We start from the raw sequence: 25562 nt of genomic DNA on the forward strand, positions 1-25562 counted from the left end.
CTATCGCAAAGCCCGTGCCACCTTCGATAAATTGCCTGCAAGCCTTTTGACATCAGGGTTGCGGGTTTTTACGGGTCATTGATGGTTACACAAGAGTGGCGGATTTCCGCCCACAGACCAAACCTCGTCCTGCAATTTGGCGGATATCCGCCTTGCTCATCGCAAGACACCCCGGCTACCATCCGCCGCTCAATGGATGGATCTGCCTTCTATGCGCGAACGCACCATCGCCAGTCATTTCGCCCGTGCAGCCCTCGGTGGTGCGCGCAGGCTGGGTTACGACTATTCAAATCTGTTGCAGCAACTCGGGATCAGCCCCGAACTGCTCGATGAGCCACGTGCGCGCATCGCGCCTGAGCAGTTCACCCGTTTGATCCAGGGCTTGTGGCTGGCACTGGACGACGAGTACCTGGGTTTCGGACCGGCGCCGAGCAAGCCGGGCAGCTTCGCGATGATGTGTCATGCGGTGATCCATTGCCGCAACCTGGAGAAAGCACTCCATCGCGGCTTATTGTTTTATAGCCTATTCCCCGACTCTCCGCGCCTGACCCTGACCCGCGAAGACGAAATGATCCGCCTGAGCCTGGACGATTCGCAGTTCCGCGATCCGGACCATTTCCTCACCGAAAGCCAGCTGATGGTCTGGCATCGACTCGGCAGCTGGCTGATCGGCCAGCGCATACGGCTGGAACAGGCAACGTTCAGCTACCCCAAGCCCGAACACGGCGCCGAATACGATTTACTGTTCCCTTGCCCGATGGCGTTTTCGACGGCGCAGAGCAGCCTGCTGTTTCACAGCCGCTACCTGAACATGCCTTTGTTACAGGACGAACGGACCCTCAAGCATTTCCTCGAACACTCCCCCGCCGACCTGCTGTCGCGACCGGATGACGGCGACAGTTTGAGCAGCCAGTTGCGGCGTTTGCTCAGCCGCGACAGTTCACGCTGGCCGGACCTGGAAGCGGTGGCCGCGCACCTGCATATCAGCCCGCAGACGCTGCGTCGGCATTTGCGCGAGGAGGGTTCGAGTTTTCAGGAGCTCAAAGATCAGTTGCGCCGGGACATTGCGATTTATCACCTGAGCCGCGCGGACCTGTCGTTGCAACAGATCGCTGAACAGCTGGGGTTTTCCGAACCTTCGGCGTTTCACCGGGCGTTCAAGAAGTGGACTGGATTGACGCCCGGGGCTTACCGAGCGCAGGAAAATTAAGATCAAAAGATCGCAGCCTTCGGCAGCTCCTACAGATCTACGCCAATCCATGTAGGAGCTGCCGAAGGCTGCGATCTTTTCGGCCACACCGCCGACTTCAAACCACCGGAAAATGAATCCGGAACGCCGCCCCGCCCATCGGTGAATCCCCCAGGGTCAGCTTCGCGCTGTAGCTCTCAATGATGTCCTTGACCACCGCCAGCCCGATCCCCTGCCCCGGATGCTGGCGGTCCAGCCGCTCGCCACGCTGGAGAATCCGCGCACGCTGATCCGACGGCACACCGGGGCCGTCGTCCTCGACGCACAACTCAATCGCGCTGAGGCTTTCGCGCACGCTGATGCGCACTTCGCCAAGGCACAGGCGATAGGCGTTTTCCAGCAGGTTGCCCATCATTTCCAGCAAGGCGCCCTGCTCGATCGGCACATAACACTGCTCCGGCAGATCGAAGGCGACCCGCACACGCTTGTCGCGGTAGACCTTGTCCAGCGTGTCGCAAAGACTTTGCAGCACCGGCCGCAGGCGTACCTGATGACGCACCAGACCGCTTTTGCGCAGGCTGGCGCGCTGCAATTGATAGCCGATCTGCTGGCTCATGCGTTCGATCTGGGTTTGCAGCACCCAGGCCTGATCGCGATTTTCCGGACGCTGCGCCATGTCCTCGCTGACGCCTTGCAACACCGTCAGCGGCGTCTTCAGGCTGTGAGCCAGGTCGTCCAGAGAATCACGATAACGGCTGCGCTGTTCGCGCTCGCTGTGCAGCAAGCGGTTCAGGGAGCCGGTCAGGCGCAGCAGTTCGCGCGGATGTTGTTCGCTGAGGCTTTCGCGGGCGCCGCTTTCGATCTCGTCCAGTTCCTGGCTCAGCCGGCGCAACGCTTGCAAGCCCCAGGTCAGGCCGATCCACAGCAACGCCAGCAACACCAGCAACGCAGCGCCGAAGCCCAGGTAGAGATTTTCCCGCAGGCCTTCGAGGGTGACTTCGTACTCACGCACCGGTTGCAGCGCGACGATGCTGAACGCGGCGCTTTTGCCACCCAGCAGTTTGACCTCGACGTCATAGACGAAGAATTCCTGGCCATCGGCCTCGCTGATTCTGGCGAACTCGTTACCGCGCCCGTCGTAACGAGGTTTGTAATTGATGTTCTCTTCCCGGGTGCCCTTCGAACGCCAGACCAGATGCCCTTCGCGGTCATAGATGTAACCGAGCAAACGACTGTCGGTGAGGTTGAAGCGCTCATCGGGTAACTGCGCCGGCATCTGCAGGTGGTTGTTCTCCACCCGCGCGGCAGAAATCAGCGTGGTGACGTCCGACGCCAGCCGCTGCTCGATCGAATCCTGCAACGCGAGGCTGAACGCGCCCTGCATCGCCGGCAGCAACGCCAGCATGAACAACACCGCCAGGAGGGTGGCGGCGAGCATCAACCGGACACGAAGAGAACGAATCAAGTGCAGCGCTCGTTAAACAGGTAGCCGAGGCCACGCACGGTATCGATCGGTTTGAAGCCGGTCGGGCCTTCGAGTTTGCGGCGCAGACGGCCGACCAGCACTTCGATCACGTTCGGATCGCGCTCGTCGTCATCGGGGTAGAGCTGTTCCATCAAGCGGTCCTTGGCCACCACTTGCTGGTGATGACGCATCAAGTACTCAAGAATCCGGTACTCGTACGCCGTCAGTGCCAGCGGCTGTTCGTCAAGGGACGCCTGTTTGCGGTTGAGGTCCAGCAGCAACGGCCCGGCGACGATGGTCGATTGGGTGAAGCCGCTGGAGCGACGCAGCAAGGCATTCAGGCGCGCGTCCAGCTCTTCGAACTGGAACGGCTTGACCACGTAGTCGTCGGCGCCGGCGGCGAGGCCTTCGACCTTGTCCTGCCAGTTGCCGCGCGCGGTGAGGATCAGGATCGGAAAGGTCTTGCCCCGGGAGCGCAGTTGACGGATCAGGTCGAGCCCGCCCATGCCCGGCAACCCGAGGTCGATCACCGCCAGGTCATGGTTGAACTGCTCGGTCTGGTACAGCGCCTCTTCGGCGTTGGCCACGGACTCGACCACGTGGCCGCTGTCCGTCAGGCGGGTTTGCAGGTGATGGCGCAACAGCGCTTCATCTTCGACGACCAGCAGTTTCATAACGCTCTCCTAGGCAAATCGTTATCTCCCGCAGCACAGTTTCGCACCTCTATTCCCGACAGGGCGACGTCAGTCAGTCGAGCGAAATCCCTGTGGGAGCGAGCCTGCTCGCGAAAGCGATGTTTCAGGCAACGGTGATGTCGACTGAGACTCCGTCTTCGCGAGCAGGCTCGCTCCCACAGGGGGGGCGCTTACCTGACGGCATTGGCACGTGCCCGCGATCTGTTTAGAAAGCGTAGTTGGCGGACAGGTACGTCTGGGCGCTGCTGGTCAGGTCCAGCGAACCCTGTTTGCTGCCACCGCTTTCGCTCATCTCGGTGCTGGCGTTGCTGCGCAGGTAACGGTAACCCAGTTCAACCGAGGTATTTTGCGAAACCTGTTGCAGCACACCGAACTGGCCACCGACGGCATAACCGATGTCGCTGTCGCGGCTGAAGCCTGGCGAGTCCTGAGTCAATTTGGTCAAGCCGGCCGTGGCACCGCCGAACAATTTGGTGCTGCCGCCCACCGGGTAGAACAGATCGTAGCTGCCCAGGAGGTTTTCCTGACGCAGTTTAATGCCATTGTGCGAGCCCGACACGTTGTCGTATGTGGCGTAGTAGCGACCCTGGCTGTTTTGCTGACCCAGACGCAGGCCCCAGGTGTTGCCCTTGCCGATCACGCCGTCGGCGTCCGGATTGTTGAGGTTGGTGTTCAGGGCATTGGACTTTTTGACCTTGTCACTGGTCTGTCCAAATGTAAGGCTGGCGAAGTTGTCGTCGGCCGCGTGCACCGCGGCACTGGCGCTCAGGACGGTAAAAGCCAGAAGCAGTTTTTTGAAGCCGGTCATAGGGAATTTCCTCATGCGCAATGTGCTTTTTGGGTACGGGGCAAGGTTACTCACCCGGCCCTGAACTCCCCCTGAACGCACTCTGAACCTAAGCTGAACCAGATCGACCCAGCGGTTTTAATGACTTTTTTGCAGGAGATCCGATCATGCGTACGTTTTTCGCCCTCTTGTTATTGGCCTTGAGCGGACTGAGCCAAGCCGCCATCAAGACTCAGGAAATCCCTTATCAGAGCCCCGACGGCACCAAGCTGATCGGTTATTACGCCTACGACGACGCCCTCAAAGGCCAACGTCCGGGCGTGGTGGTGGTGCACGAATGGTGGGGCCTCAACGACTACACCAAGCGCCGCGCCCGTGATCTGGCCGGCCTTGGTTACAGCGCACTGGCCATCGACATGTATGGCGACGGCAAGAACACCGAGCATCCCAAAGACGCCATGGCGTTCATGCAAGCCGCGTTGAAAGACAGTGCGGCATCCAGCGCACGCTTTCAGGCCGGGCTCGATCTGCTGAAGAAACAACCGCAGACCGATCCGGGAAAACTGGCGGCCATCGGTTATTGCTTCGGCGGAGGGGTGGTGCTGAATGCGGCCCGTCAGGGCTTGCCGCTGGCGGGCGTGGTGAGTTTCCACGGAGCGCTGGCGACCAAAACGCCTGCCACGCCGGGTAGCGTGAAAGCTAAAATACTCGTCGAGCATGGCGCTCTGGACAGCATGATCACCGCGGACAACGTCGCGGCGTTCAAGGCGGAAATGGACAAGGCGGGTGCCGACTATCAGTTCGTCAGCCTTGAGGGCGCCAAGCATGGGTTCAGCAATCCCGAGGCCGATCGCCTGGGCCATGGCGATCATGGTGGACCGGATATTGGTTACAACAAGGTAGCGGATGAGAAGTCGTGGGCGGACATGCAGGCGTTCTTCAAGAAGATCTTTGGCTGATCAGGAAGACCGCGGCGCGGCCATCGCGAGCAGGCTCGCTCCCACACTGGATCTATGCCACACCGAAGATCCCCTGTGGGAGCGAGCCTGCTCGCGATGGCCACACCGCCGATCTGAACCGTTGCACTACCCAGTTGCAAGGCAACCCGGCAAAATGCCCGACATGAATCCCGCCCCCGCCCTGCCCGTTTGCTGCACCCCACTCGATGCCCATTGGCCGCTGCCGTTCGCGCTGCCCGATACGGTGCTGCTGAGCACCCATTTCGACACCTCGCAACTGGCCAGCGATGATTTCCAGCGCAGCGCCATCGAGCCACCGGCCAGCATCCAGCGCTCGGTCGCCAAGCGCCAGGCGGAGTTTCTCGCCGGACGTATCTGCGCTCGGGCGGCGTTGCAACAACTGGATGGGCTGAACGTCATCCCGGCCATCGGCGAAGACCGCGCGCCCGTGTGGCCCGGGCATATCACCGGTTCTATCACCCACAGCACCGGCCGGGCCGCGGCGATTGTCGCGAAGAAAGCCCACTGGCGCGGCTTGGGCATGGATCTGGAAAACCTGCTCAATGTCGAACGGGCCGAACGCCTGGCCGGGGAAATCCTCACCCAGCCCGAGTTGCAGCGCATGACCGCCGGCCATCGCGATCAACTGGCGACGTTGGTGACACTGACGTTTTCGGTGAAGGAAAGTTTGTTCAAGGCGCTTTATCCGATTGTTCAGCAGCGGTTCTATTTTGAACATGCCGAAGTGCTGGAGTGGAGCGAGAGCGGCGAGGTGCGGCTGCGGTTGCTGACCGACTTGTCCAGCGAATGGCGCAATGGCACCGAACTGGATGCGCAGTTCGGGGTGATGGATGGGCAGTTGTTGAGTCTGGTCAGCATCAAGGCCTGAGGTTTTTCAGTGCCTGATAGGGCCTCATCGCGAGCAGGCTCGCTCCCACATTGAATCAATGCAACACCACAAATCCCTGTGGGAGCGAGCCCGCTCGCGATGGCGGCAGATCACTCACCGCCGATCTCAACGCTTCTCCTGATTTCTGGGCCAGCTCAAACTGAAACAAGCCCCACCCAAACTCTTGCTCTTGCTGATCAACGCACGCCCGTCATGCCAGTGGATGATCCGCCGCACGATGGACAGGCCCAACCCATGCCCGCCCGAGGCACGGGTACGGCTGTCATCGAGGCGCAGGAACGGCGTGAAGATTTTCTCCCAGGCCGACTCCGGCACACCCGGCCCGTCATCCTCGACATCCACCCGACAGCGCTGTTGCCCCACCTGATAACTGACGGTCACCCGCGATTGCGCATGGCGCATGGCATTGCTCACCAGGTTCTGCAACGCCCGGTGCAGGTAGCGCGGCTCGGCTTCGACCCAGGCGTCGTCGCAATCGGCAGCCGACAGGCACAACCCCCGCTGCACCGTGACGTCGGCGCGCAATGGCGCCAGTTCTTCGATCACTTGATTGACCAACGCATCCAGATCGATCCGCTGAAAATTCAGTGCCGGCGAGCCCTGCTCCAGCCGCGCGTAGGTGAGCATCTCGTCCACCAGCCGATCAAGATCCTCGATATCGTGGTCCATGCCCTCGCGGTATTTTTCCAGCGCCTGCGGGGTGGTGGCCGAGCCGATCATCTCCAGGCCAAAACGCAGGCGCGCCACCGGCGTACGCAGTTCATGGGACACGGCGCGCACCAGTTCACGCTGGATCGCCAACAGTTGCTGCAAGTGCTCGGCCATGCCGTTGAACGCCGAAGCCAGACGTCCTACCGAATCCGCGCCGCGGGCCGGCACGCGGGTTTCCAGGCTGCCTTTGGCGATACGCGTGGCGGCCGCTTCCAGGCCACGTAAACGGCGCTCAAGTTGACGCACCAATAAATAGACGATCAAACCGATCAGGCTCAAACCGAGGGCCGCGATCAGCACCAGCCACTCCGGCGGGTAAGGATTCATCTGATACAACGGACCGATTTCCAGCACCCACGGCGTGCCGACCATGCCGGCAAACACCCGGATCGAATCGCCGCCCTTGCCCAACGCCATCACCGTGTCGCCTTCCGACACCCGGCGACTCTGGTCTTCGTCCATGTCTGCTTCGTCAACCGTGACCAGCCGCAAGTCGAAACCAAAACCTTTGTCTTCTTTCAATTGCGCCAGGCGCTTGGGCTGCTCGGCTACCGGGACGCGCACCAGTTCGTCGGCCAGCAGGTAAATAGTCGCCCGGGCCAGTTGCTCGCTGATCTGCTGCACCTCGCCGGTCAGCACCAACTGCTCCTTGTCGCTGACCAAGCGGTAAACCTTCGCCGCATGCGGGCCGGTCTGTTCCACCAGCGCCTGGCCACGCAGCACGCGGGTGCGCTGGGTGAGGTCGAGGTCGGTCTGGGCAAAAGTCTTCAGCGCCAGGGGAATCCCGAGCAACCGCTCCCACACCAGCAAGGCACGGTGGCGTTCGGTCTCGTTCATCGGTTGCAGGTTGTCGGCCATCAGCGAAAACGTGCCGTGGGCCAGGCGTTCCCGATATTGTTCGCTGCGTACCTGGTTGAGCATGTGCAAGGCCAGCACGCCAAGCACCGCCACCAGAATCAGCGCTGCGCACATGCCGCCATAGATGCGCAGGAAGATCGAGTTCACAGGGACAGGTCTGCGCAGGCCTCGGGAACGAACAGATACCCTTTGCTGCGGATGGTTTTGATCAGCCGCGGATGCTCCGGGTCATCGCCGATCTTGGGGCGGATGCGCGAGATGCGCACGTCGATGGAACGATCCTGACCGTCATAACCGATGCCCCGCAACGCGGTGAAGATTTCTTCCCGGGACAGGATGCGCCCGGCGTTGGCCACCAGCAGCCACAACAGGTCGAACTCGGCGCTGGTCAGTTCGATGCCGTTGTCGTGCAGCCAGGCTTCGCGCAACGCGTTGTCCACCACCAATGGGCCGAACTGCAGGCGCCGTTGTTTTTCCGGGGCCGCTTCAGGGACTTCACTGCGTCGCAACAGGGCCTGGATACGCGCCAGCAGCAGGCGTGGGCGAACCGGTTTGCACACGTAATCGTCGGCGCCCAGGTCCAGGCCGAGGATCTGATCGGTGTCGTCGGTACGGGCGGTGAGCATCAGGATCGGACCGTCATACTTGTCGCGGACCTTGCGGCAGATGCTCAGGCCATCTTCGCCCGGCAGCATCAGGTCGAGAATCACCAGGTCCGGCTTCTCCTTGATGATACGGGCCGCCGCCAGGGCGCCATTGCCCTCGATCGACACACGCAGGCCATTGGCTTCCAGGTAATCGCGGGTCAGTTCGGCCAGACGCTGGTCGTCCTCCACAATCAATACCTGCCAGGCTTCTTGCTCCACGGTGACCTCTGCTTGCCAACAACACTAATAAGGAAGGATCCGCCCGTCTTTTTGTAATGATTGGGGAGGATAAGAATGCATGTGCACTGGCCGATTGTATAAACGTCGAGCGCCTGGAACACAAGCCGGCAAATGCGTTCGGACAAGCCGGCTTTTTGTGATAGGGTTCGCGCCCTCAAAAATCCGAATGACTGTTTTCAATCAGTGAAAATCGATGAAAAACGGCCCGGTCCAGCAGCGTCGCGGCTTACACGCGCGTTCCGACTTTCACACACAATTTACGCACAGGTTTATCCACAGGTAGTACGTTGCAACACCCTCCAAAACGCATTATCTTGTACCTCGGCGCTAAAAAAACCCTACATGTAGGGGTTTACGCCAAAAACCAAACACAAACCGGACACTGATTTCAAGGGCTTTTATTGCCTGTTTCCGGTTGAACCAAACGTATTTTCGAAAGACCAAACCGCGCGTGCGGATGGCTACTGTTTTTGAGCCGAAAACGGCGATAACGGTACGGGTGTTGCAGTCAATTGCTGTCACCCAAAAGGATTCCGGTTTCAGGCTCAAGGCTTGGGACCAAAGACTTCGGCATGGAAGCGGCGCCCAATAGCCCCCTTCCTACTGTCCCGAAGTTGTTATACCCGGCGCTCGCCGGTTGTAGTGCTTCAGGACGGAACGGTGGGCACCGTGATGGTGCCCAAACAAACATAGAGAATGTGGAGACACCCCCCCATGCAAACCGACACAACTCGCGAGAACCCGCAGGGCACCTTGCCGCAGGCCGCTGATTCGAATTCGGATCTGTCCGCCACCGCGCCTGGCCAACTGCGCGTGATCAAGCGTAACGGCACTGTCGTTCCTTACACCGATGACAAAATCACCGTCGCCATCACCAAAGCGTTTCTCGCAGTTGAGGGCGGCACCGCTGCCGCTTCGTCGCGAATCCACGACACCGTTGCCCGCCTGACCGAACAGGTCACCGCGACCTTCAAGCGTCGCATGCCTTCGGGCGGCACCATCCACATCGAAGAAATCCAGGACCAGGTCGAACTGGCCCTGATGCGTGCCGGCGAGCAGAAAGTCGCCCGCGACTACGTGATCTACCGTGACGCCCGTTCGAAAGAACGCGCTGTACGCGCTCCGGCCGACGAAACGGTCAACGCTCACCCGTCGATCCGCATCACCCGCGCCGATGGCACCTTTGCTCCTCTGGACATGGGCCGCCTGAACACCATCGTCACTGAAGCGTGCGAAGGCCTGGAAGAAGTCGACGGCGACCTGATCCAGCGCGAAACCCTGAAGAACCTGTACGACGGCGTGGCACTGACCGACGTCAACACCGCCCTGGTGATGACCGCCCGTACCCTGGTTGAACGTGAGCCGAACTACTCGTTCGTGACCGCTCGCCTGCTGATGGACACCCTGCGCGCCGAAGGCCTGAGCTTCCTGGAAGTTGCCGAAAGCGCGACCCACCACGAAATGGTCGACCTGTACGCCAAGGCGCTGCCAGCCTATATCGCGAAAGGTATCGAATTCGAATTGCTGAACCCGGTCCTGGCCACCTTTGACCTGGAAAAACTCGGCAAGGCGATCAATCACGAGCGCGATCAGCAGTTCACGTACCTGGGCCTGCAAACCCTGTACGACCGTTACTTCATCCACAAGGACGGTATCCGCTTCGAACTGCCGCAGATTTTCTTCATGCGCGTGGCCATGGGCCTGGCGATCGAAGAGAAGCAGAAAGAAGACCGTGCGATCGAGTTCTACAACCTGTTGTCGTCCTTCGACTACATGTCCTCGACCCCGACCCTGTTCAACGCCGGCACCCTGCGTCCACAGCTGTCGAGCTGCTACCTGACCACCGTGCCGGATGACCTGTCGGGCATCTACCACGCGATCCACGACAACGCCATGTTGTCCAAATTCGCCGGTGGCCTGGGCAACGACTGGACCCCGGTTCGTGCGCTGGGTTCGTACATCAAGGGCACCAACGGCAAATCCCAGGGCGTCGTACCGTTCCTGAAAGTGGTGAACGATACCGCCGTCGCCGTTAACCAGGGTGGCAAGCGCAAAGGCGCTGTGTGTGCCTACCTGGAAACCTGGCACATGGACATCGAAGAGTTCATCGAACTCCGTAAGAACACCGGTGATGATCGTCGTCGTACCCACGACATGAACACTGCCAACTGGATCCCTGACCTGTTCATGAAGCGCGTCTTCGATGACGGCCCGTGGACCCTGTTCTCGCCGTCCGAAGTGCCGGACCTGCACGACCTGACCGGCAAGGCCTTCGAAGAACGTTACGAGTACTACGAAGCCCTGTCCCAGTACCCGGGCAAGATCAAGCTGTCCAAGACCATCCAGGCCAAAGACCTGTGGCGCAAAATGCTGTCCATGCTGTTTGAAACCGGCCACCCATGGCTGACCTTCAAAGACCCGTGCAACCTGCGCAGCCCGCAGCAGCACGTCGGCGTGGTTCATAGCTCGAACCTGTGCACCGAGATCACCTTGAACACCAACAAGGACGAGATCGCCGTTTGCAACCTGGGCTCGATCAACCTGCCGAACCACATCGTCAACGGCAAGCTGGACACCGCCAAGCTGGAACGCACCGTGAACACCGCCGTTCGCATGCTCGATAACGTGATCGACATCAACTACTACTCGGTGCCACAAGCGAAGAACTCCAACTTCAAGCACCGTCCGGTCGGACTGGGCATCATGGGCTTCCAGGACGCGCTGTACCTGCAGCACATTCCTTACGGTTCCGACGCTGCCGTCGAGTTCGCCGACAAGTCCATGGAAGCGGTCAGCTACTACGCGATCCAGGCTTCCTGCGACCTGGCCGACGAGCGCGGCGCCTACGAGACGTTCCAGGGTTCGCTGTGGTCCAAAGGCATCCTGCCGCTGGATTCGCAACAGATCCTGATCGAGCAACGTGGCCAGAAATACATCGACGTTGACCTGAACGAATCCCTGGACTGGGCACCGGTTCGTGCCCGTGTTCAGAAGGGCATTCGTAACTCCAACATCATGGCCATCGCACCGACCGCGACCATCGCCAACATCACTGGCGTATCGCAGTCGATCGAACCGACCTACCAGAACCTCTATGTGAAATCGAACCTGTCGGGCGAATTCACCGTGATCAACCCGTACCTGGTTCGCGACCTGAAGGCTCGCGGTCTGTGGGACTCGGTCATGATCAACGACCTGAAGTACTACGATGGTTCGGTGCAGCAGATCGAGCGCATCCCGCAAGAACTCAAAGAGCTCTACGCGACTGCCTTCGAAGTGGACACCAAGTGGATCGTCGACGCAGCCAGCCGTCGTCAGAAGTGGATCGACCAGGCTCAGTCGCTGAACCTGTACATCGCCGGTGCTTCGGGCAAGAAGCTGGACGTGACCTACCGCATGGCCTGGTACCGTGGCCTGAAAACCACTTACTACCTCCGTGCCCTGGCCGCGACCAGCACCGAGAAGTCGACCATCAACACCGGTAAGCTGAACGCTGTTTCCAGCGGCGGCAACCACGGTGACGACTCGGTCCTGGCGGCTCCGGCCGGTCCGGCTCCAGTGCCGAAGGCTTGCGCCATCGACGAGCCGGATTGCGAAGCTTGCCAATGATGCCGATAAGCTAAGCCGGCAGGCGCCGCGAGGCGCTTACCCGAAACCCCCGATCAGTCCTCTGGATTGTCGGGGGTTTTCTTTTGCCCTGAGGAAAGCAAGGTCAAAAGATCGCAGCCTCGTTTCACTCGACAGCTCCTACAGGTGAATGCGGCCCCATGTAGGAGCTGTCGAGTGAAACGAGGCTGCGATCCCTTGATTTTTATCTGCCCATAAAAAAGCCCCTCTTGCGAGGGGCTCTTGGTGAAGCGCTATCAACCAACCTGCATCAGGTCATCTGAATGATGGTCTGCATGATGGTGCTCTGGGTAGAGATGGTCTTGGCGTTCGCCTGGTAGTTGCTCTGCGCCTTGATCAGGTCGACCAGTTCGCTGGTCAGGTTGACGTTGGACTCTTCCAGCGAGTTGGACTGGATAGAACCCAGGGTGCCGGTTTCCGGCGCATCGTAGCCTGGGATACCCGACGCGTAGGTTTCTTTCCAGCTGGTGCCACCTACCGGCTGAAGACCTTGTTCGTTGGTGAAGCTGGCGAGCGAGATCTGGCCGATTGGCTTGGTCTGGTTGTTGCTGAAGTTGGCCAGCAACACGCCGCTGCCATCGATGGTCAGGTTGGTGATCTGGCCAGTGGCATAACCGTTCTGCGCAGGAATCGAACGCGCGGTGTCGGCGTTGAACTGCGTGGTGTTGGCCATGGAGATGGTCACGCCTGCCGGATCGGCGGCGGCACCGTTGGCTGCCCATACGCCGTTGGTTACTTTGCCCGGAATCCAGCCCGTGATTTGCAGGTCAGGGCTGACGACCACTGGGGGGCCCGGAGTGGTGACGGAAAGCAGCTTGCCTGAAGTGTCGAACACCATGGTCGAAGCGACCGGCGGGTTCGCCGGAATTGCGGTAGGACTAGGGTCGCTGCCATCCGGGTTGCGACCATCGATCAGGGTATAGGTGTCCCAAGTGTTCGGACCAGTCTTGACCATGTATTGATCCATGGTGTGCTGATTACCCTGAGTGTCGAAAATCGGGGTGCTGAATTGCTTGGTGAAGGATTCCGTCTTGGACGGGTCGAACGGATTGGCAACAGTGTCGATGGTGTCAGCCGTGGAGTTCAGGTTGATCGTCGACGAAACGGTGGTGGTGGTCTTCGGCGCCAGGTTCGACGTGTCAATGCGCAAGTCGGTCAGAATGCCATTGACGATCTTGCCATTGGCATCCACACCGTAGCCTTGCAGACGCGCAGTGCCGTCGGTGTTGGTGACATAACCATCCTTGTCGACCTTGAACGTACCGGCACGGGTGTAGGACATCGAACCGTTGTTATTCAGCACGAAGAAGCCAGAACCGTTGATCCCCATGTCCAGCACGTTGCCGGTGTTGTTGATGTCACCCTGGGTGAACTGCTGGGAAACGTTGGCCAGGCGTACACCGTTACCGACGGTTTTGCTACCGGAACCCAGCTTGGTGGCCGAGTAAACGTCTTCGAATTCTGCACGGGACGATTTGAAACCAGTGGTCGCGACGTTGGCGATGTTGTTGCCGGTCACGTCCAGTTGTTTGTTGGCTGCATAGAGACCGCTAAGGCCGATATTGAAAGACATATTCCACTCCTTTGTGCCGTGTTAGTCGGCTCTACATACCAATGGTTTGTACTTTGGACAGGGCGATGCTGCCCAGCCCGGCCAGATTGAGCATCAACTCACCGCCGGTCTGGCTGATGGTAACGCTGCTGACGGTCGCCGGCAGGTAGGTAACCAGCGAGGTCGCCTTGCTGTCGTAGGTCGCGGTGGCGGCGAAGGTGTACGTACCGGCCTCGGCCACTTCGCCGGCATCGTTCTTGCCGTCCCAGATGAAACTGGCGTTGCCGGCGTTCTGGCTGCCCAGGTCGATGGTGCGGATGACCTTGCCGTCGGCGTCGGTGATCTTGAGCGTGACCGGGTCCGCCGATGCCGGTACCGCGATGGTCCCGTTGAAGCTCTTGGCGGTATCGACCACGGCCTTGTCGCCCGGTGCGATGACCGAACGCCCCACCAGCGACGAAGCCTGCAACGCCTGGGACGAGTTGTAGTTGCTGGCAATGCCGGCCACGGTGTCGTTGAGCGTGGTAATGCCTTCCAGACTGCTGAACTGCGCCAACTGGGCGACGAACTCGCCGTTGTCCTGCGGCTCCAGCGGGTTCTGGTTTTTCAGTTGGGTCACCAGCAACTGCAGGAACGCGTCCTTGCCCAGGGCCTTATTGCCGGTGGCGCTGTTCGTTGCGGACGCAATGCCGTCGTTACTGGTGTTGGTCTTGATCGAAGAGTTGGCCAGGATGTCGTTGAGGCTAAGGCCACTGGTGGTATCGGTAACACTCATCTGAGTCGCCCCTTATCACTGACCTAGGGTCAGGACCTTCTGCATCATGGTTTTGGCGGTGTTCATCATTTCGGCGTTGGTCTGGAACGAACGGCTCGCGGAAATCATGTCGGCCATTTCTTCGACGACGTTGACGTTCGGGTAGTAGACGTAGCCCTTGGCGTCGGCGGCCGGATGGTTCGGCTCGTAACGTGCTTCAAGGTTGCTCTGGTCTTCGACCACGCCCAGCACTTGCACGCCCTGGCCTGCTGCGTCCTGGTTCTGGAACAGCGAATCGCTGCCGCCGCTCTGGCCGCCCTGGAACATGGTGGCGAATACCGGGTGACGTGCACGGTAGGTCTGGTCGATGCTCGACGAGACGGTTTCGGCGTTGGCGATGTTACTGGCGACGGTGTTGAGGCGAGTGGTCTGGGCACTCATGCCGCTACCGGCAATGTTGAAAACGCTGGCTAGCGACATGATTTACTCTCCACGCAGGGCTGACACCAGCCCTTTGAATTTGCTGTTGAGCAGGGTGAAGCTCGCCTGGAAGTTGACCGCGTTTTCCGCGTAGTTCGACTGTTCCAGTTGGGCGTCCACGGTGTTCTGGTCGATCGACGGTTGCATCGGCGTGCGATACATCAGCGACTCGTCGCCGTTGCCCAGGCCTTCAGCTTCGATATGACGGCTGTTGGTCATGTTCAAGGCGAAAGTACCGTTCTTGGTTTTCTCGTTCTGCTCGGCGAGCACTTTCGAGAAGTCCAGATCCCGGGCCTTGTAGTTCGGGGTGTCGGCGTTGGCGATGTTGTTGGCCAGGACTTCGGCGCGCTGAGCGCGGAAGCCCAGTGCTTGTTCGTGAATACCGAGCGCTTTATCGAAGCTGATGCTCATGTCGGGAAACCTTCGGGTGACCTGATTTTTCGTACGATGAACATAGCAAGCGGCGTGCCAATTCAAAAAAGCCCGTAAACCGGGGCTTTGCGGGCAGGGGCAATGCGGCAATGCCAGAAAAGCGGCAACCGATTTCCGCCGCCTGCCGCTTTTCTGCCGCTTTCCCGGGTTGCACCACCCTTCCCCTGTAGGAGCTGCCGAAGGCTGCGATCTTTTGATCTTGATCTCAAAACAAGATCAAAAGATCGCAGCCTTCGGCAGCTCCTACGTGATGCAAAAGCGGCATAAAAAAAGGGAGTCTTTGAGGACTCCCGTTTTTTATGCCTGCCGCTTTTGCATCACTTCGCCTGGTAAATGATCCCCGGGCTGCACTGGACCATCTGGTAATGATCCGGCAAACCGTTCAGCGCTTCGGACGCGCCGAGGAACAGATAACCGCCCGGCTTCAACGTGCTGTGGATGCGCAACAGGATGTCTTTCTTCACCTCTGCGGAGAAGTAGATCAGCACGTTGCGGCAGAACACGATGTCGAACTTGCCCAGGCTTGCGTAGCTGTCCAGCAGGTTGAACGAGCGAAACTCCACCCGGCTCTTGATCGGCGCCTTGATTGCCCAGCGGCCCGGCCCTTTCGGGTCGAAATAACGCTGCAGGCGCTCGGGCGACAGACCGCGACCGATCGCCAGGCTGTCGTACTCGCCAGTCTTGCAGTTGGTCAGCATGGTGCCGGACAGGTCAGTGGCAACGATCTGCACGCCCATCTTCAACTGGCCCATGTTGACCCGCTCGAACTCATCGATCGACATCGACAGCGAGTACGGTTCCTGACCCGACGAGCACGCCGCCGACCAGATTCGCAGGCGCTGGCCAGGGGCAGCCTTGATCGCTTCGGGCAGCACCTTGTTCTTCAAGACTTCAAACGGATAGGTATCACGAAACCATAGGGTTTCGTTGGTGGTCATGGCATCCACCACCAATTCGCGCAAACCGCTGCGCGGCTGGGTCTGGATGCGCTGGACCAGCTCACCCAGGGACTTGATGCCTTGCTGCTCCATCAGTTTGTTGAGACGGCTCGAGACCAGGTACTGCTTGTTTTCACCGAGCAAAATGCCACAGGCTTTTTCCAGGAAGACCCGGAACTGTTCGAAATCCAAATTACCCGTAGACAAAGATACCGCCTCTTTTAAATCGTGTTAACCGCCAGGGGCAGAAGGCCCCTAGCTGATGTCTGCTGCTTTGATCCGGTCGACTACCCGGGATGCCAGGTCATCAGGACGGAATTTGGCCAGGAAGTCATCGGCACCGACTTTCTTGACCATCGCCTGATTGAACACACCGGACAACGAAGTATGCAGGATGATATGAAGCTTTTGCATGCGCGGGTCGTTGCGGATCTCGGCCGTCAGCGTGTACCCGTCCATCTCCGGCATCTCGATGTCGGAAATCATCATCAGGAACTCTTCTTCCGGCTTCTTGCCCTCGTCGACCAGCTTGCGCAAGTAATCCAGCGCTTGCTTGCCATCGTTCAACGCGACCACTTCGACGCCGACCGTCTGCAGGCAACGCGAGACCTGCTTGCGCGCCACCGACGAGTCATCGACCGTCAGCACACGCAATGACAGCGCCTTGTGCTGGGTTTCGACATCCACCACGCCAACGGAAATCGCTTCCGGTGTCGGCGCCACTTCCGCCAGGACTTTCTCGACGTCGATGATTTCGACTAGCTGATTGTCGACCCGAGTCACAGCCGTCAGGTAATGATCGCGTCCGGTGCCCTTGGGAGGCGGATGAATTTCCTCCCAGTTCATATTGACGATGCGTTCCACCGAGCGCACCAGGAAACCCTGGGTCTTGGTGTTGTACTCCGTGATGATCACAAAGGGATTGCTTTGATCCAGCAACCGACCTGAACCGGTCGCCATCGCCAGATCGAGAATCGGAATGGTCGCCCCCCGAATATTTGCCACACCGCACACAACAGGACTGGACTTGGGCATCAACGTCAGCTTGGGGCATTGCAGCACCTCGCGAACCTTGAACACGTTGATCCCATACAGCTGCTGGCCGTCGAGACGGAACAACAACAGCTCAAGGCGATTCTGCCCTACCAGTTGCGTGCGCTGGTTTACCGAATCCATTACACCAGCCATGCCCAGACTCCTACACCAACGCTAAGTGTGTTGCGACGCACATTCATCACTAAACGGCACGGCGCTTGCTTTTTAACTTCTTATGAACACAGAACCGACATTTTTCCGACGCCTGACATCACGCTACCGCAAATTGCTTTGCGCGATATCGGCCGTTTGCCTGTTCAACGCTGGCAGCCCTGCCCTTGCTGACGCAGTTACCTTGCCTGACATGCTTATCGGCGTCACTCAGGGCTTTCTTGAATTCACCGTAGAAGACTATCTGGCTACCAGTCAAACGGAAGGTCGCTACGAAATCCAGGTCAACCAGCTCGATCCGCGACTGCGCATGCCCATGTGCGACAAGGAATTGACAGCCACTCTGGAGAGTCCGGCCAAGCCGCTGGGGCGCGTCACGGTCAAGGTTCGCTGCGAGGGCGCATCCCCCTGGACAGTCTTCGTACCCGCTCAAGTGCGCCTGTTTCGCGACATTGTGACCACCACCCGGGCCCTGCGGCGCGCCGGCATTGTCGAGCCCGAAGATGTGACCCTGCGCGAGCACGACGTCAGCCTCATCAGCCAGGGCTACCTGACCTCCCTCGACCAGGCGATCGGGCAGAAACTTACCCGACCAATGGTCGCCGATCAGGTCATTACTCTCGTGCACATGGAACAGGCGGAAGTCATCAGCAAGGGCGACCAGGTGGTGATTACCGCCCGCAGTGGTACGCTCAGTGTGCGTATGCCCGGCGAAGCGCTGTCCAACGGCGGTATGCGGGAGCAGATTCGCGTGAAAAACCTCAACTCCAAGCGAGTCATCAAGGCGCAAGTCATCGCGCCGGGCCAGGTGGAAGTGGCCATGTAGGGCTCTGTGTTCGTGAAGATGTGGCATTGCCCGAGGGTGTTCCCTAAACTGTGCCGCACGCAGGAGAAGCGCTGGCGCATGCAGACTCATTGATAAATGGGTCTAAAGTTTTCATAGGGATTGCCGAAAACATGGCAAGCGTCCAAATACCCAGAGGTTTTTTTATCATGGTCATCGATTTCAGCCGTTTGAACAGCTCCTCGCCACTTACGGGCAGTACACGTACCAGCGCCAACAAGGACATTGCCGACGCCGGCAAATCCGCGCCGCTGAATACTCCGGCCGAACAGGCCACCGTCAAAAGCGGGGAATCGGTACACCTCAGCAATGAGGCTCAACAGTTGCAACAGGTCACTGACAAGCTGCGCGATCAGCCTGCCGTCGACAAAGCCCGCGTGGCCGAGTTGAAAGCAGCGATTGCCGATGGCAGCTACAAAGTCGACAGCAACCGTGTAGCCAGCAAACTGCTCAACTTCGAAGCCCAGCGCTAGGCCCATCCGGCCGGCGCCAGGCTTTTGGACGCTTAAAACCCAAGGCCAGCCATGCACGACACTAATTTACTGCAACTGATCACCGACGACTTTGCTCCAGCGCAACACTTGCTGGAGTTACTGCAAACCGAGTCCATCGCTTTGCACGGTCGCGACATGCCACTGCTTGAAGAGATTCTGGCGCAGAAACAGGCATTGATCATTCTGCTCGAACAGCATGGCCGCAAGCGCAGTGAAATCCTCGCCAGCCTCAATCTGCCGACCAATCGCCAGGGCCTGGAGCAACTTGCCAGCCACTCGAGCATTGGCGAAGAGTTGTTGGCGCAGAGCAATGTGCTGACCGACCTCCTGGCTCAATGCCAGGCCGCGAACGTCAATAATGGCCAGTCGATCCTGGTCCAGCAGGCCGCCACGGCCAACCAGCTGAAAATCCTGACCGGCGGTGAACCGCCAGCGCTTTATGATGCCCGCGGATCAACCGCCAAGCTTGCGAAGCCGCGCCCGCTCAGTCAGGCTTGAGCCTATAAATGACCACGCCCTATCAAGACTCGCGACATGCTGGCAAAATGCTGGCCAGCCGTAGTCATATTTTGTCTGGAGATTGATGAACCGTGTCCAATGCCTTAACCGCGGAAGATGCCCCGCAGCCACCCAAGGTGCTTACCACACCCTTGGAAATCTCCGGCAGCCTGCGCCAACTGCAAGACAGCCATGATCCGCTGATCATCACGTTCCATGAACGTACCCAGCGTTTCCAGAGTTATCTGGTGGACGTAGACCGTGAACGCGGCACGCTCGCCCTCGACGAAATGATCCCGCGTGACGGCGAACGCTTCCTGCTGGCAGGTGAACCGTTCAAGGTCGAAGGCTTTCATGAAGGCGTGCGCATTGCCTGGGAAAGTAACGGTCAAATGGCGATCGACGAGTCTGGCGATAGCCGCTGCTATCGTGGCGCCCTGCCCGAACAAGTGGTCTACCACCAGCGCCGCAATGCCTTTCGCGCGGCGTTGAAGCTGGCACAACTGGTCAACGTCGATCTGGACGGTGAAAAGCTCAAGGCACCGATCAGCGGCAAGCTACTGGACATTTCCGCCACCGGTTGCAAGTTGCGCTTCGAAGGCGACATCACCGGCAGCCTGCAACTGGGCCAGGTCTACGACCGCTTCGCCGCCGCCCTGCCCTTTGGCAAAATGACGGCACCGGTCGAGCTGCGTTACCTGCACTTTGAAGAAAGGATCTCCACCACCTTCGCCGGCATACGCTTTCACAACATGAGCGGGCTGGTGCAGCGTCAGGTCGAGCGGTTCGTCTATCAGCTTCAGCGTGAAGCACGACGCTTCGACAAAGACGACATGTAACACGACACTTCAATAAAAAACGGGCAGTCCCTTGCGGTGATTGCCCGTTTTTTATGCCCTGGATTTAAGGCCTGGCCTCAGTGAAGCTTTGTTCACGTCCGGCGTCAGGGTCTTCGGGAGGCGGATCGCTTTCGGGCTCCGAGTCGGGCTGCGGATCCGGCTCGGGGTTGATCGGGCTATGCATCTGGTCCTGCACCACTTGCTCATCGACCCGCGGGTCCAGGCAAGCGACCAGTGGCGAACTCGACATGCTGTCCGGCATGGCGACGTGATGCAGCGGCGCATCGTCTACCTGATGCAGATTGGTCACGGCTTTCGGACGAATCCGCCACACCAGCACCAACGCGAAGAAGCTGAAGAAGGCATAGAGCATCTGGCTGCCGAACAGCTTCATCAGCACCCCGGCCACCAGCGGCCCGACACTGGCACCGACACCGTAGGTCACCAGCAACATCGCCGTCAGGGACACCCGACGATCACCCTCGACATGGTCATTGGAGAACGCCACCGCCAAGGGGTACAGGCAGAATTTCACCAGCGAGCAGATAAACCCGGTGATAAACAACACCTCCAATGGCACCTGTTTCATGATCGCCAACGGCAACGCGGCAAGCGCCAGGACAAGCGCAAAACAGCGGATCAGCAGCGCCCGGTCATAACGATCGGACAGCCAGCCCAACGGCCACTGCACCAGCAGGCCGGCGAAAATGCAGCTACCCATGAACAGACCGACCTGCTCCGTGGACAATCCCTGCTGTGAGGCATACAGCGGTGCCAGGCCATAGAACGAACCAATGATCAGCCCCGCCCCCAGTACCGTGCTCAACGACTGCGGCACGCGCTTGATGAAGAATCGCGGCTCCATCGGTGCGGGGTGTAAAGGCGCCGGGTGAATTCGCCGGGTCAGGGCCACCGGCACCAGGCACAGGGCAAAGCACAAAGCGACCAGCATCAAGAGTTCGAGGCCCAGGGCCGGGTGCATGACCAGAATCAGTTGACCCAGCACCAACCCCAGGTAGGAGGCGATCATGTAACCGCTGAACACCGTCCCGCGTTGCGAGGCTTCGGCCTGCTCGTTAAGCCAGCTTTCGATCACCATGTACTGGCACATCATGCCGAGGCCGACGATGACCCGCAGGAACAGCCAGGCAGGCAACCAGTCCACCAGGCCATGACCCAGCACCGCCGCGCCGACAATCCCGGCGCAGGCCGAATAGGCTCGAATATGCCCGACCCGGGCAATCAGCCGATGGCCGATCTTGCCACCCAACACCAGGCCGAAATAGTTGGCCGCCATCAACGCACCGACCCACAGGCTGTCGACGTGATCGGCCGCCAGGCGCAAGCCCAGGTAAGTGCTCAGCAAGCCGGAGCCGATCAACATCATCAGCGAGGCGAAATACAGCGCTCGAAAGGGTTTCCAGATTTGGCGCATCGGCGTTCCGAGCGGCTCCTTGCAGTGAGAATCGGGCTATCCGAACGATAGCCCGATAGAGACGATGCGTCAGGCCTGGGCTGCTAAAACACGCCGCTCCCAGGGAGTAATTTCATCAAAGAAGCTGGTCAACTCCATGGTCTTCGAAGCGATGTAGCCTTCGATGAACTCCTTGCCGAACAGTTCCTTCGCCAATTGGCTACGTTTCAGACGCTCGAGAGCGGCATGCAAGGTACACGGCAACGAAAGATTGTCCGGCACTTGGAACTCACCCTGAATGGCCTCGCTCGGCTCCAGTGCGTGCTCGATGCCATACAACCCCGCCGCCAGGCTCGCGGCAATCGCCAGATACGGGTTGGCATCGGCCCCCGGCAAGCGGTTCTCGACCCGACGAGCGGCCGGCGAACTGGCCGGAATGCGCAAACCGGCCGCCCGGTTATCGTGGGACCAGCAGGCATTATTCGGCGATGCGAACGGATGGCACAAGCGCTGATAGGAATTGACGTTCGGTGCGAACAGCGCGGTGAAGTCCGCCATGCCGGCCTGCTGACCAGCAATGAAATGACGGAAGATCGCGGTCGGCTGACCGGCCTCGTCGCTGAACACGTTACGCCCGCTGCCGATCTCGACGATGCTCTGGTGAATATGCATCGAACTGCCCGGCGTATGCGCCAGTGGCTTGGCCATGCAGACCACGGTCAGGCCATGCTTGAGCGCGACTTCTTTAAGCAGATGCTTGAACAGGAACGTCTGGTCGGCCAGCAGCAGCGGATCGCCGTGCAGCAGGTTGATCTCGAACTGGCTGACGCCCATCTCGTGCATGAAGGTATCGCGCGGCAAGCCAAGGGCCGCCATGCATTCGTACACTTCACTGAAGAACGGCCGCAAGCCGTTGTTGGAGCTGACGCTGAACGCCGAATGACCGTCCTCGCGACGACCGTCCAGGCCCACCGGCGGCTGGAAAGGTTGAGTCGGGTCGGTGTTGGGCGCGAAGACAAAGAATTCCAGTTCAGTCGCCACCACCGGCGCCAGGCCGAGGGCCGCGTAACGCGCGATCACCGCCTTGAGTTGGCCACGGGTCGATAGGCGGGAGCTTTCACCGGTCAGCTCATCCGCATCACAAATGGCGAAGGCGCGCGGCTGCTTGCTCCAGGGCAAGCGATGGATATGCGCAGGATCGAGAATCAACGCCAGGTCGCCATCATCGCTGCCATAAAAACGCGCTGGCGGATATCCGCCCATGATGCATTGCAGCAGTACACCCCGCGCCATCTGCAAACGCCGCCCTTCGAGAAAACCCTCGGCAGTCATTACCTTGCCACGGGGTACGCCATTCAAGTCCGGCGTGACACATTCAATCTCATCAATGCCCGTCAATCGCTGCGCGAGTGAACGATGGCCATCGGTTGTCATGACGCAATCCTTTGTTGTGCAAGCCGCGAACGGCGACCCGTACAAAATAGGCTCCGCCTGTTCGGAATATCAAGCACCGTAAAAACAAAATGCGCAATCCCGTAGGAGCTGCCGAAGGCTACGATCTTTTGATCTTGCTGTTGAGAGCAAAGTCAAAAGATCGTAGCCTTCGGCAGCTCCTACAGGGATCGTGCATTCAGGGCAGGTAGAGGCTGAACACACCGCCGCCCAATGGGCCGCCATTGCTGATTTCGGTGCGTCCGCCGATGCCATTGCGCTGATGCAACGCGGCAATCCGCCCGGCGAAGTACAGGCCAAGGCCAGTGCTGCCGCTGCTGTGGTTGATACCCTGCACGTAATCGGCCTGGCGCTCGATCATCTCGGCCGGATAACCCTCGCCATCGTCGTTGATGGTCAGCACCAGTTGCCCGGCCTCGTCACTGACGCTGATCAACACCGCATGACGGGCGTATCGAATGGCGTTATTGATGCTGTTGGCCAGCACCGAAGCAATCAGCTCCCGATCGAAGAAACCCAGCGGGCTCAACGGGTCCACTTCATAGGTCGCCATGATCCCGCGACTGGCGAACACGTCCTGGTGGCAGGCCAGTTGCGCTTCGATGAAGTCATCCAGTTCATGGTAGGCCGGTTGCAACGGCATCTGATTGACGCCGAGTTTGTACAGCCCCAGCAACTGCACCAGCATGCCGTTGAGGTGCGCGAACTCGAACTCGATCACACCCTGCTCGGGGGTGTGCCGCTCAGGGTCGGGCAAGCGCGCCAGCCATTGACTGTGGGCCTGCATCAGCATGGCCAGCGAGTTCTTCATGTCGTGCACGGTGGAAGCAATCACCGTGGAGAAATCCAGTGCCGGGTCGTCTTGGTTCATCCGCCGAACGCCTTGATTTTCAGTTTCTGATAACGCGCATAACGCGCATCGGTGTCGGGCATCATGCCGACCGTTTTCAGGCAGGCCCGACATTCTTCCAGTTCCGCCGACGGCACGCTGGTGTCGGTGCCATGCAGCAGCGACTGCGCCATGTTCAAGGCGATACTGATGTTCTTCGGTTGCAGCGCCAGGGCCTTGCGGAATACATCCCGGGCTTCCACCAGGTTGCCGGTCTTGTACACCCGCACGCCCTGACGGTTGAGATCGGCCGCCGCATTGCCAGAGTTGAGGATGGTCGGATCGTCGGTCAGCTTGGCAATGCCTTGCATGACCGTCGGATCGTCGCCATAAATTTCCGCACAGTTTTTCAGCATCGAGGCACCGGCGCTGGCCTGCCCGAGCATTTGCAGTTGCTTGGCCACCAGCAGCGCCGCTTCGGCGCTCATGAACTGCTCCATGCCATCGAGGCGCATCATCGCTTGCTCGGTGAGCTTCTCGGCGGTTTCGGCATCATTAAGCAACAGGCTGGTGGCTTTCATCAGCCGCGCACGGATCTGCAAGCCGGGATCGGTAGGGTTTTCCTTGGCCACCGCACTCAGCGTCGTGTTGATCTCCAGTCGGGTTCGGGTATCCAGGCCCTTCTCGCTGCCTTTGCTGATCAAGGCGTGAGCCAGGCCGAGGTTGCTTTCCGCGTCCTTGAAGCGTGACTGGGCACCCTGGGACACGGCCTGGCGATAGGCTTTGGAAGCCGTTTCAAAGTCTTCGTTGGTCATCGCCAACTTGCCCAACAACGCTTGCCGGCGGACCGCCAAGGGCGACAATCGAATCGCCTCTTCCAGCACACTCTGGGCCGCCTTGGTGTCGCCCTCGGCGACCAGCACATCGGCCATGCCGTCGTAGAGGGCCGGCATCATCGGGAACACTTTCAGGGCTTTTTCGTAGATGCCTTTGGCCTGGCTGACCTGGCCGCGCTTGAACAGCAACTTACCCAGCCCGGCAAACGCCCATGGCAACGGTCGATCAGCAATGATGCTGTCGTAGAGACGCTCCAGCGCCTCGTTCTGATTCAGGTCGCGCAGGGCATCGGCGCGGTAGCGCAGGCACAGTGGCGAATAGCGGATGTCTTGCTTGCACAGGGCGATACAGGCATTGAGCACTTCAACCGGTTTGCCCCGGTCTAGGGCCTGCAGGATCGGCTTGAGCAACGTCTTGCGTTGCTCCAGCCGCTCCAGGCGCTGGGCCAGGCCGGAACGGTTGAACGGTTTGGTCAGGTACGCGTCCGGCTCATGTTCCAGGGCGCTGAGCACCATGGCCTGGCTGGTCTCGGCGGTGACCATGACGAACACCGCTTCATGGCTGATCAGCTTCTCGATCATCAAATCTTCGAGCACCTGCTGACCGTTCTTCTTGCCATCGCCCAGGTGGAAATCCTGCAGGATGAAATCGTAGGACTTCTGCGAGCACATACGCAGCGCCTGCTCACCGGTATCGGCAGTGTCCACGTCCTTGACGCCGAGCTCACGCAGCATGGACCTGACGGAACTGCGGAAATCAGAGAAATCATCGACGATCAGAAAGCTTTTTTGGTGATACGACAGCATCGAAGATTTCCAGGCAATTTAAGAAGAAGACCATGAGCGTTCGGGTTATCGGCCAGTAGTGGCCTTCACTTGAAGCCATGGAAGTGTATTCGCGCATTT

General features: G+C 59.5%; 23 protein-coding genes. 8 read left to right on the forward strand and 15 right to left on the reverse strand.

Annotation, left to right across the window (positions count from 1 at the left end; all coding sequences use genetic code 11):
- Nucleotides 1–211: 211 nt before the first annotated feature.
- The gene (locus tag ACYZUD_RS15695) at nucleotides 212–1210 is read left to right on the forward strand and encodes an AraC family transcriptional regulator (protein WP_462024810.1); all 999 of its coding nucleotides are present in this window, start codon (nucleotides 212–214) and stop codon (nucleotides 1208–1210) included.
- A gap of 97 nt (nucleotides 1211–1307) precedes the next feature.
- Here ACYZUD_RS15695 and ACYZUD_RS15700 read toward each other — a convergent pair whose 3' ends face one another.
- The 3 genes from ACYZUD_RS15700 to ACYZUD_RS15710 all read right to left on the reverse strand — a co-directional run bounded on the left by ACYZUD_RS15700 (nucleotide 1308) and on the right by ACYZUD_RS15710 (nucleotide 4157).
- Nucleotides 1308–2654, reverse strand: coding sequence for an ATP-binding protein (locus tag ACYZUD_RS15700; protein WP_462024811.1), 1347 nt, complete (start codon nucleotides 2652–2654; stop codon nucleotides 1308–1310).
- A complete protein-coding gene (locus ACYZUD_RS15705; protein ID WP_218439667.1) occupies nucleotides 2651–3328 on the reverse strand; it encodes a response regulator in 678 nt (225 codons plus the stop codon). Before ACYZUD_RS15705 ends, ACYZUD_RS15700 begins: the two co-directional genes overlap by 4 nt.
- 226 nt (nucleotides 3329–3554) lie before the next feature.
- Entirely contained in the window at nucleotides 3555–4157 is a 603-nt protein-coding gene (locus ACYZUD_RS15710; RefSeq protein ID WP_462024813.1) for a hypothetical protein, read from the reverse strand.
- Nucleotides 4158–4303: 146 nt separating this feature from the next.
- On the opposite strand from ACYZUD_RS15710, the gene ACYZUD_RS15715 reads away from it, so the two are divergent.
- On the forward strand, nucleotides 4304–5095 hold the full coding sequence (locus ACYZUD_RS15715) for a dienelactone hydrolase family protein (protein ID WP_462024815.1): 792 nt from the start codon (nucleotides 4304–4306) through the stop codon (nucleotides 5093–5095).
- A gap of 163 nt (nucleotides 5096–5258) precedes the next feature.
- Nucleotides 5259–5984 carry a 4'-phosphopantetheinyl transferase family protein gene (locus ACYZUD_RS15720; protein ID WP_462024816.1) on the forward strand — a complete coding sequence of 242 codons (726 nt, stop codon included), beginning with the start codon at nucleotides 5259–5261 and terminating at the stop codon, nucleotides 5982–5984.
- 126 nt (nucleotides 5985–6110) lie between these two features.
- Here ACYZUD_RS15720 and ACYZUD_RS15725 read toward each other — a convergent pair whose 3' ends face one another.
- Both ACYZUD_RS15725 and ACYZUD_RS15730 read right to left on the reverse strand, forming a co-directional pair.
- A complete protein-coding gene (locus ACYZUD_RS15725) occupies nucleotides 6111–7721 on the reverse strand; it encodes an ATP-binding protein (protein WP_462024818.1) in 1611 nt (536 codons plus the stop codon).
- A complete protein-coding gene (locus ACYZUD_RS15730) occupies nucleotides 7718–8440 on the reverse strand; it encodes a response regulator (protein WP_462024819.1) in 723 nt (240 codons plus the stop codon). The genes ACYZUD_RS15725 and ACYZUD_RS15730 overlap by 4 nt, the downstream gene beginning before the upstream one ends.
- Before the next feature lie 735 nt (nucleotides 8441–9175).
- Here ACYZUD_RS15730 and ACYZUD_RS15735 point away from each other — a divergent pair.
- Nucleotides 9176–12070, forward strand: a complete 2895-nt coding sequence (locus ACYZUD_RS15735; protein ID WP_462024820.1) for a ribonucleoside-diphosphate reductase subunit alpha — start codon at nucleotides 9176–9178, stop codon at nucleotides 12068–12070.
- Between the two features lie 268 nt (nucleotides 12071–12338).
- Here the strand turns inward: ACYZUD_RS15735 and flgE are convergent, their stop codons facing one another.
- From flgE to ACYZUD_RS15765, 6 genes are all read right to left on the reverse strand, one after another.
- A complete protein-coding gene (gene flgE / locus ACYZUD_RS15740) occupies nucleotides 12339–13661 on the reverse strand; it encodes a flagellar hook protein FlgE (RefSeq protein ID WP_462024821.1) in 1323 nt (440 codons plus the stop codon).
- Nucleotides 13662–13692: 31 nt separating this feature from the next.
- A complete protein-coding gene (gene flgD, locus ACYZUD_RS15745) occupies nucleotides 13693–14415 on the reverse strand; it encodes a flagellar hook assembly protein FlgD (RefSeq protein ID WP_462024822.1) in 723 nt (240 codons plus the stop codon).
- 15 nt (nucleotides 14416–14430) lie between these two features.
- Nucleotides 14431–14874, reverse strand: coding sequence for a flagellar basal body rod protein FlgC (flgC, locus tag ACYZUD_RS15750; RefSeq protein ID WP_046046514.1), 444 nt, complete (start codon nucleotides 14872–14874; stop codon nucleotides 14431–14433).
- Between the two features lie 3 nt (nucleotides 14875–14877).
- Nucleotides 14878–15285, reverse strand: a complete 408-nt coding sequence (flgB, locus tag ACYZUD_RS15755) for a flagellar basal body rod protein FlgB (protein WP_123360312.1) — start codon at nucleotides 15283–15285, stop codon at nucleotides 14878–14880.
- Nucleotides 15286–15623: 338 nt separating this feature from the next.
- A complete protein-coding gene (gene cheR, locus ACYZUD_RS15760) occupies nucleotides 15624–16451 on the reverse strand; it encodes a protein-glutamate O-methyltransferase CheR (RefSeq protein ID WP_192227950.1) in 828 nt (275 codons plus the stop codon).
- Between the two features lie 48 nt (nucleotides 16452–16499).
- Nucleotides 16500–17432, reverse strand: a complete 933-nt coding sequence (locus ACYZUD_RS15765; RefSeq protein ID WP_462024823.1) for a chemotaxis protein CheV — start codon at nucleotides 17430–17432, stop codon at nucleotides 16500–16502.
- An 82-nt stretch (nucleotides 17433–17514) separates the two neighbouring features.
- On the opposite strand from ACYZUD_RS15765, the gene flgA reads away from it, so the two are divergent.
- From flgA to ACYZUD_RS15785, 4 genes are all read left to right on the forward strand, one after another.
- Nucleotides 17515–18276: a flagellar basal body P-ring formation chaperone FlgA gene (flgA, locus tag ACYZUD_RS15770; protein WP_462024824.1), complete on the forward strand. Its 762-nt coding sequence runs from the start codon at nucleotides 17515–17517 to the stop codon at nucleotides 18274–18276.
- Between the two features lie 167 nt (nucleotides 18277–18443).
- A complete protein-coding gene (gene flgM, locus ACYZUD_RS15775) occupies nucleotides 18444–18767 on the forward strand; it encodes a flagellar biosynthesis anti-sigma factor FlgM (protein WP_462024825.1) in 324 nt (107 codons plus the stop codon).
- A gap of 51 nt (nucleotides 18768–18818) precedes the next feature.
- Nucleotides 18819–19286 carry a flagella synthesis protein FlgN gene (locus ACYZUD_RS15780; RefSeq protein WP_462024826.1) on the forward strand — a complete coding sequence of 156 codons (468 nt, stop codon included), beginning with the start codon at nucleotides 18819–18821 and terminating at the stop codon, nucleotides 19284–19286.
- A gap of 92 nt (nucleotides 19287–19378) precedes the next feature.
- Nucleotides 19379–20125, forward strand: a complete 747-nt coding sequence (locus tag ACYZUD_RS15785) for a flagellar brake protein (protein ID WP_462024827.1) — start codon at nucleotides 19379–19381, stop codon at nucleotides 20123–20125.
- Between the two features lie 64 nt (nucleotides 20126–20189).
- Here the strand turns inward: ACYZUD_RS15785 and ACYZUD_RS15790 are convergent, their stop codons facing one another.
- The 4 genes from ACYZUD_RS15790 to ACYZUD_RS15805 form a co-directional block, all read right to left on the reverse strand.
- Nucleotides 20190–21560, reverse strand: coding sequence for an MFS transporter (locus ACYZUD_RS15790; RefSeq protein ID WP_462024828.1), 1371 nt, complete (start codon nucleotides 21558–21560; stop codon nucleotides 20190–20192).
- A 69-nt stretch (nucleotides 21561–21629) separates the two neighbouring features.
- Nucleotides 21630–22871 carry a glutamine synthetase family protein gene (locus tag ACYZUD_RS15795; RefSeq protein WP_462025048.1) on the reverse strand — a complete coding sequence of 414 codons (1242 nt, stop codon included), beginning with the start codon at nucleotides 22869–22871 and terminating at the stop codon, nucleotides 21630–21632.
- A 298-nt stretch (nucleotides 22872–23169) separates the two neighbouring features.
- Entirely contained in the window at nucleotides 23170–23862 is a 693-nt protein-coding gene (locus tag ACYZUD_RS15800; RefSeq protein WP_462024829.1) for a sensor histidine kinase, read from the reverse strand.
- Nucleotides 23859–25463: a response regulator gene (locus ACYZUD_RS15805; RefSeq protein WP_462024830.1), complete on the reverse strand. Its 1605-nt coding sequence runs from the start codon at nucleotides 25461–25463 to the stop codon at nucleotides 23859–23861. Before ACYZUD_RS15805 ends, ACYZUD_RS15800 begins: the two co-directional genes overlap by 4 nt.
- Nucleotides 25464–25562 lie beyond the last annotated feature (99 nt).

This window comes from Pseudomonas sp. XS1P51, assembly GCF_054897845.1.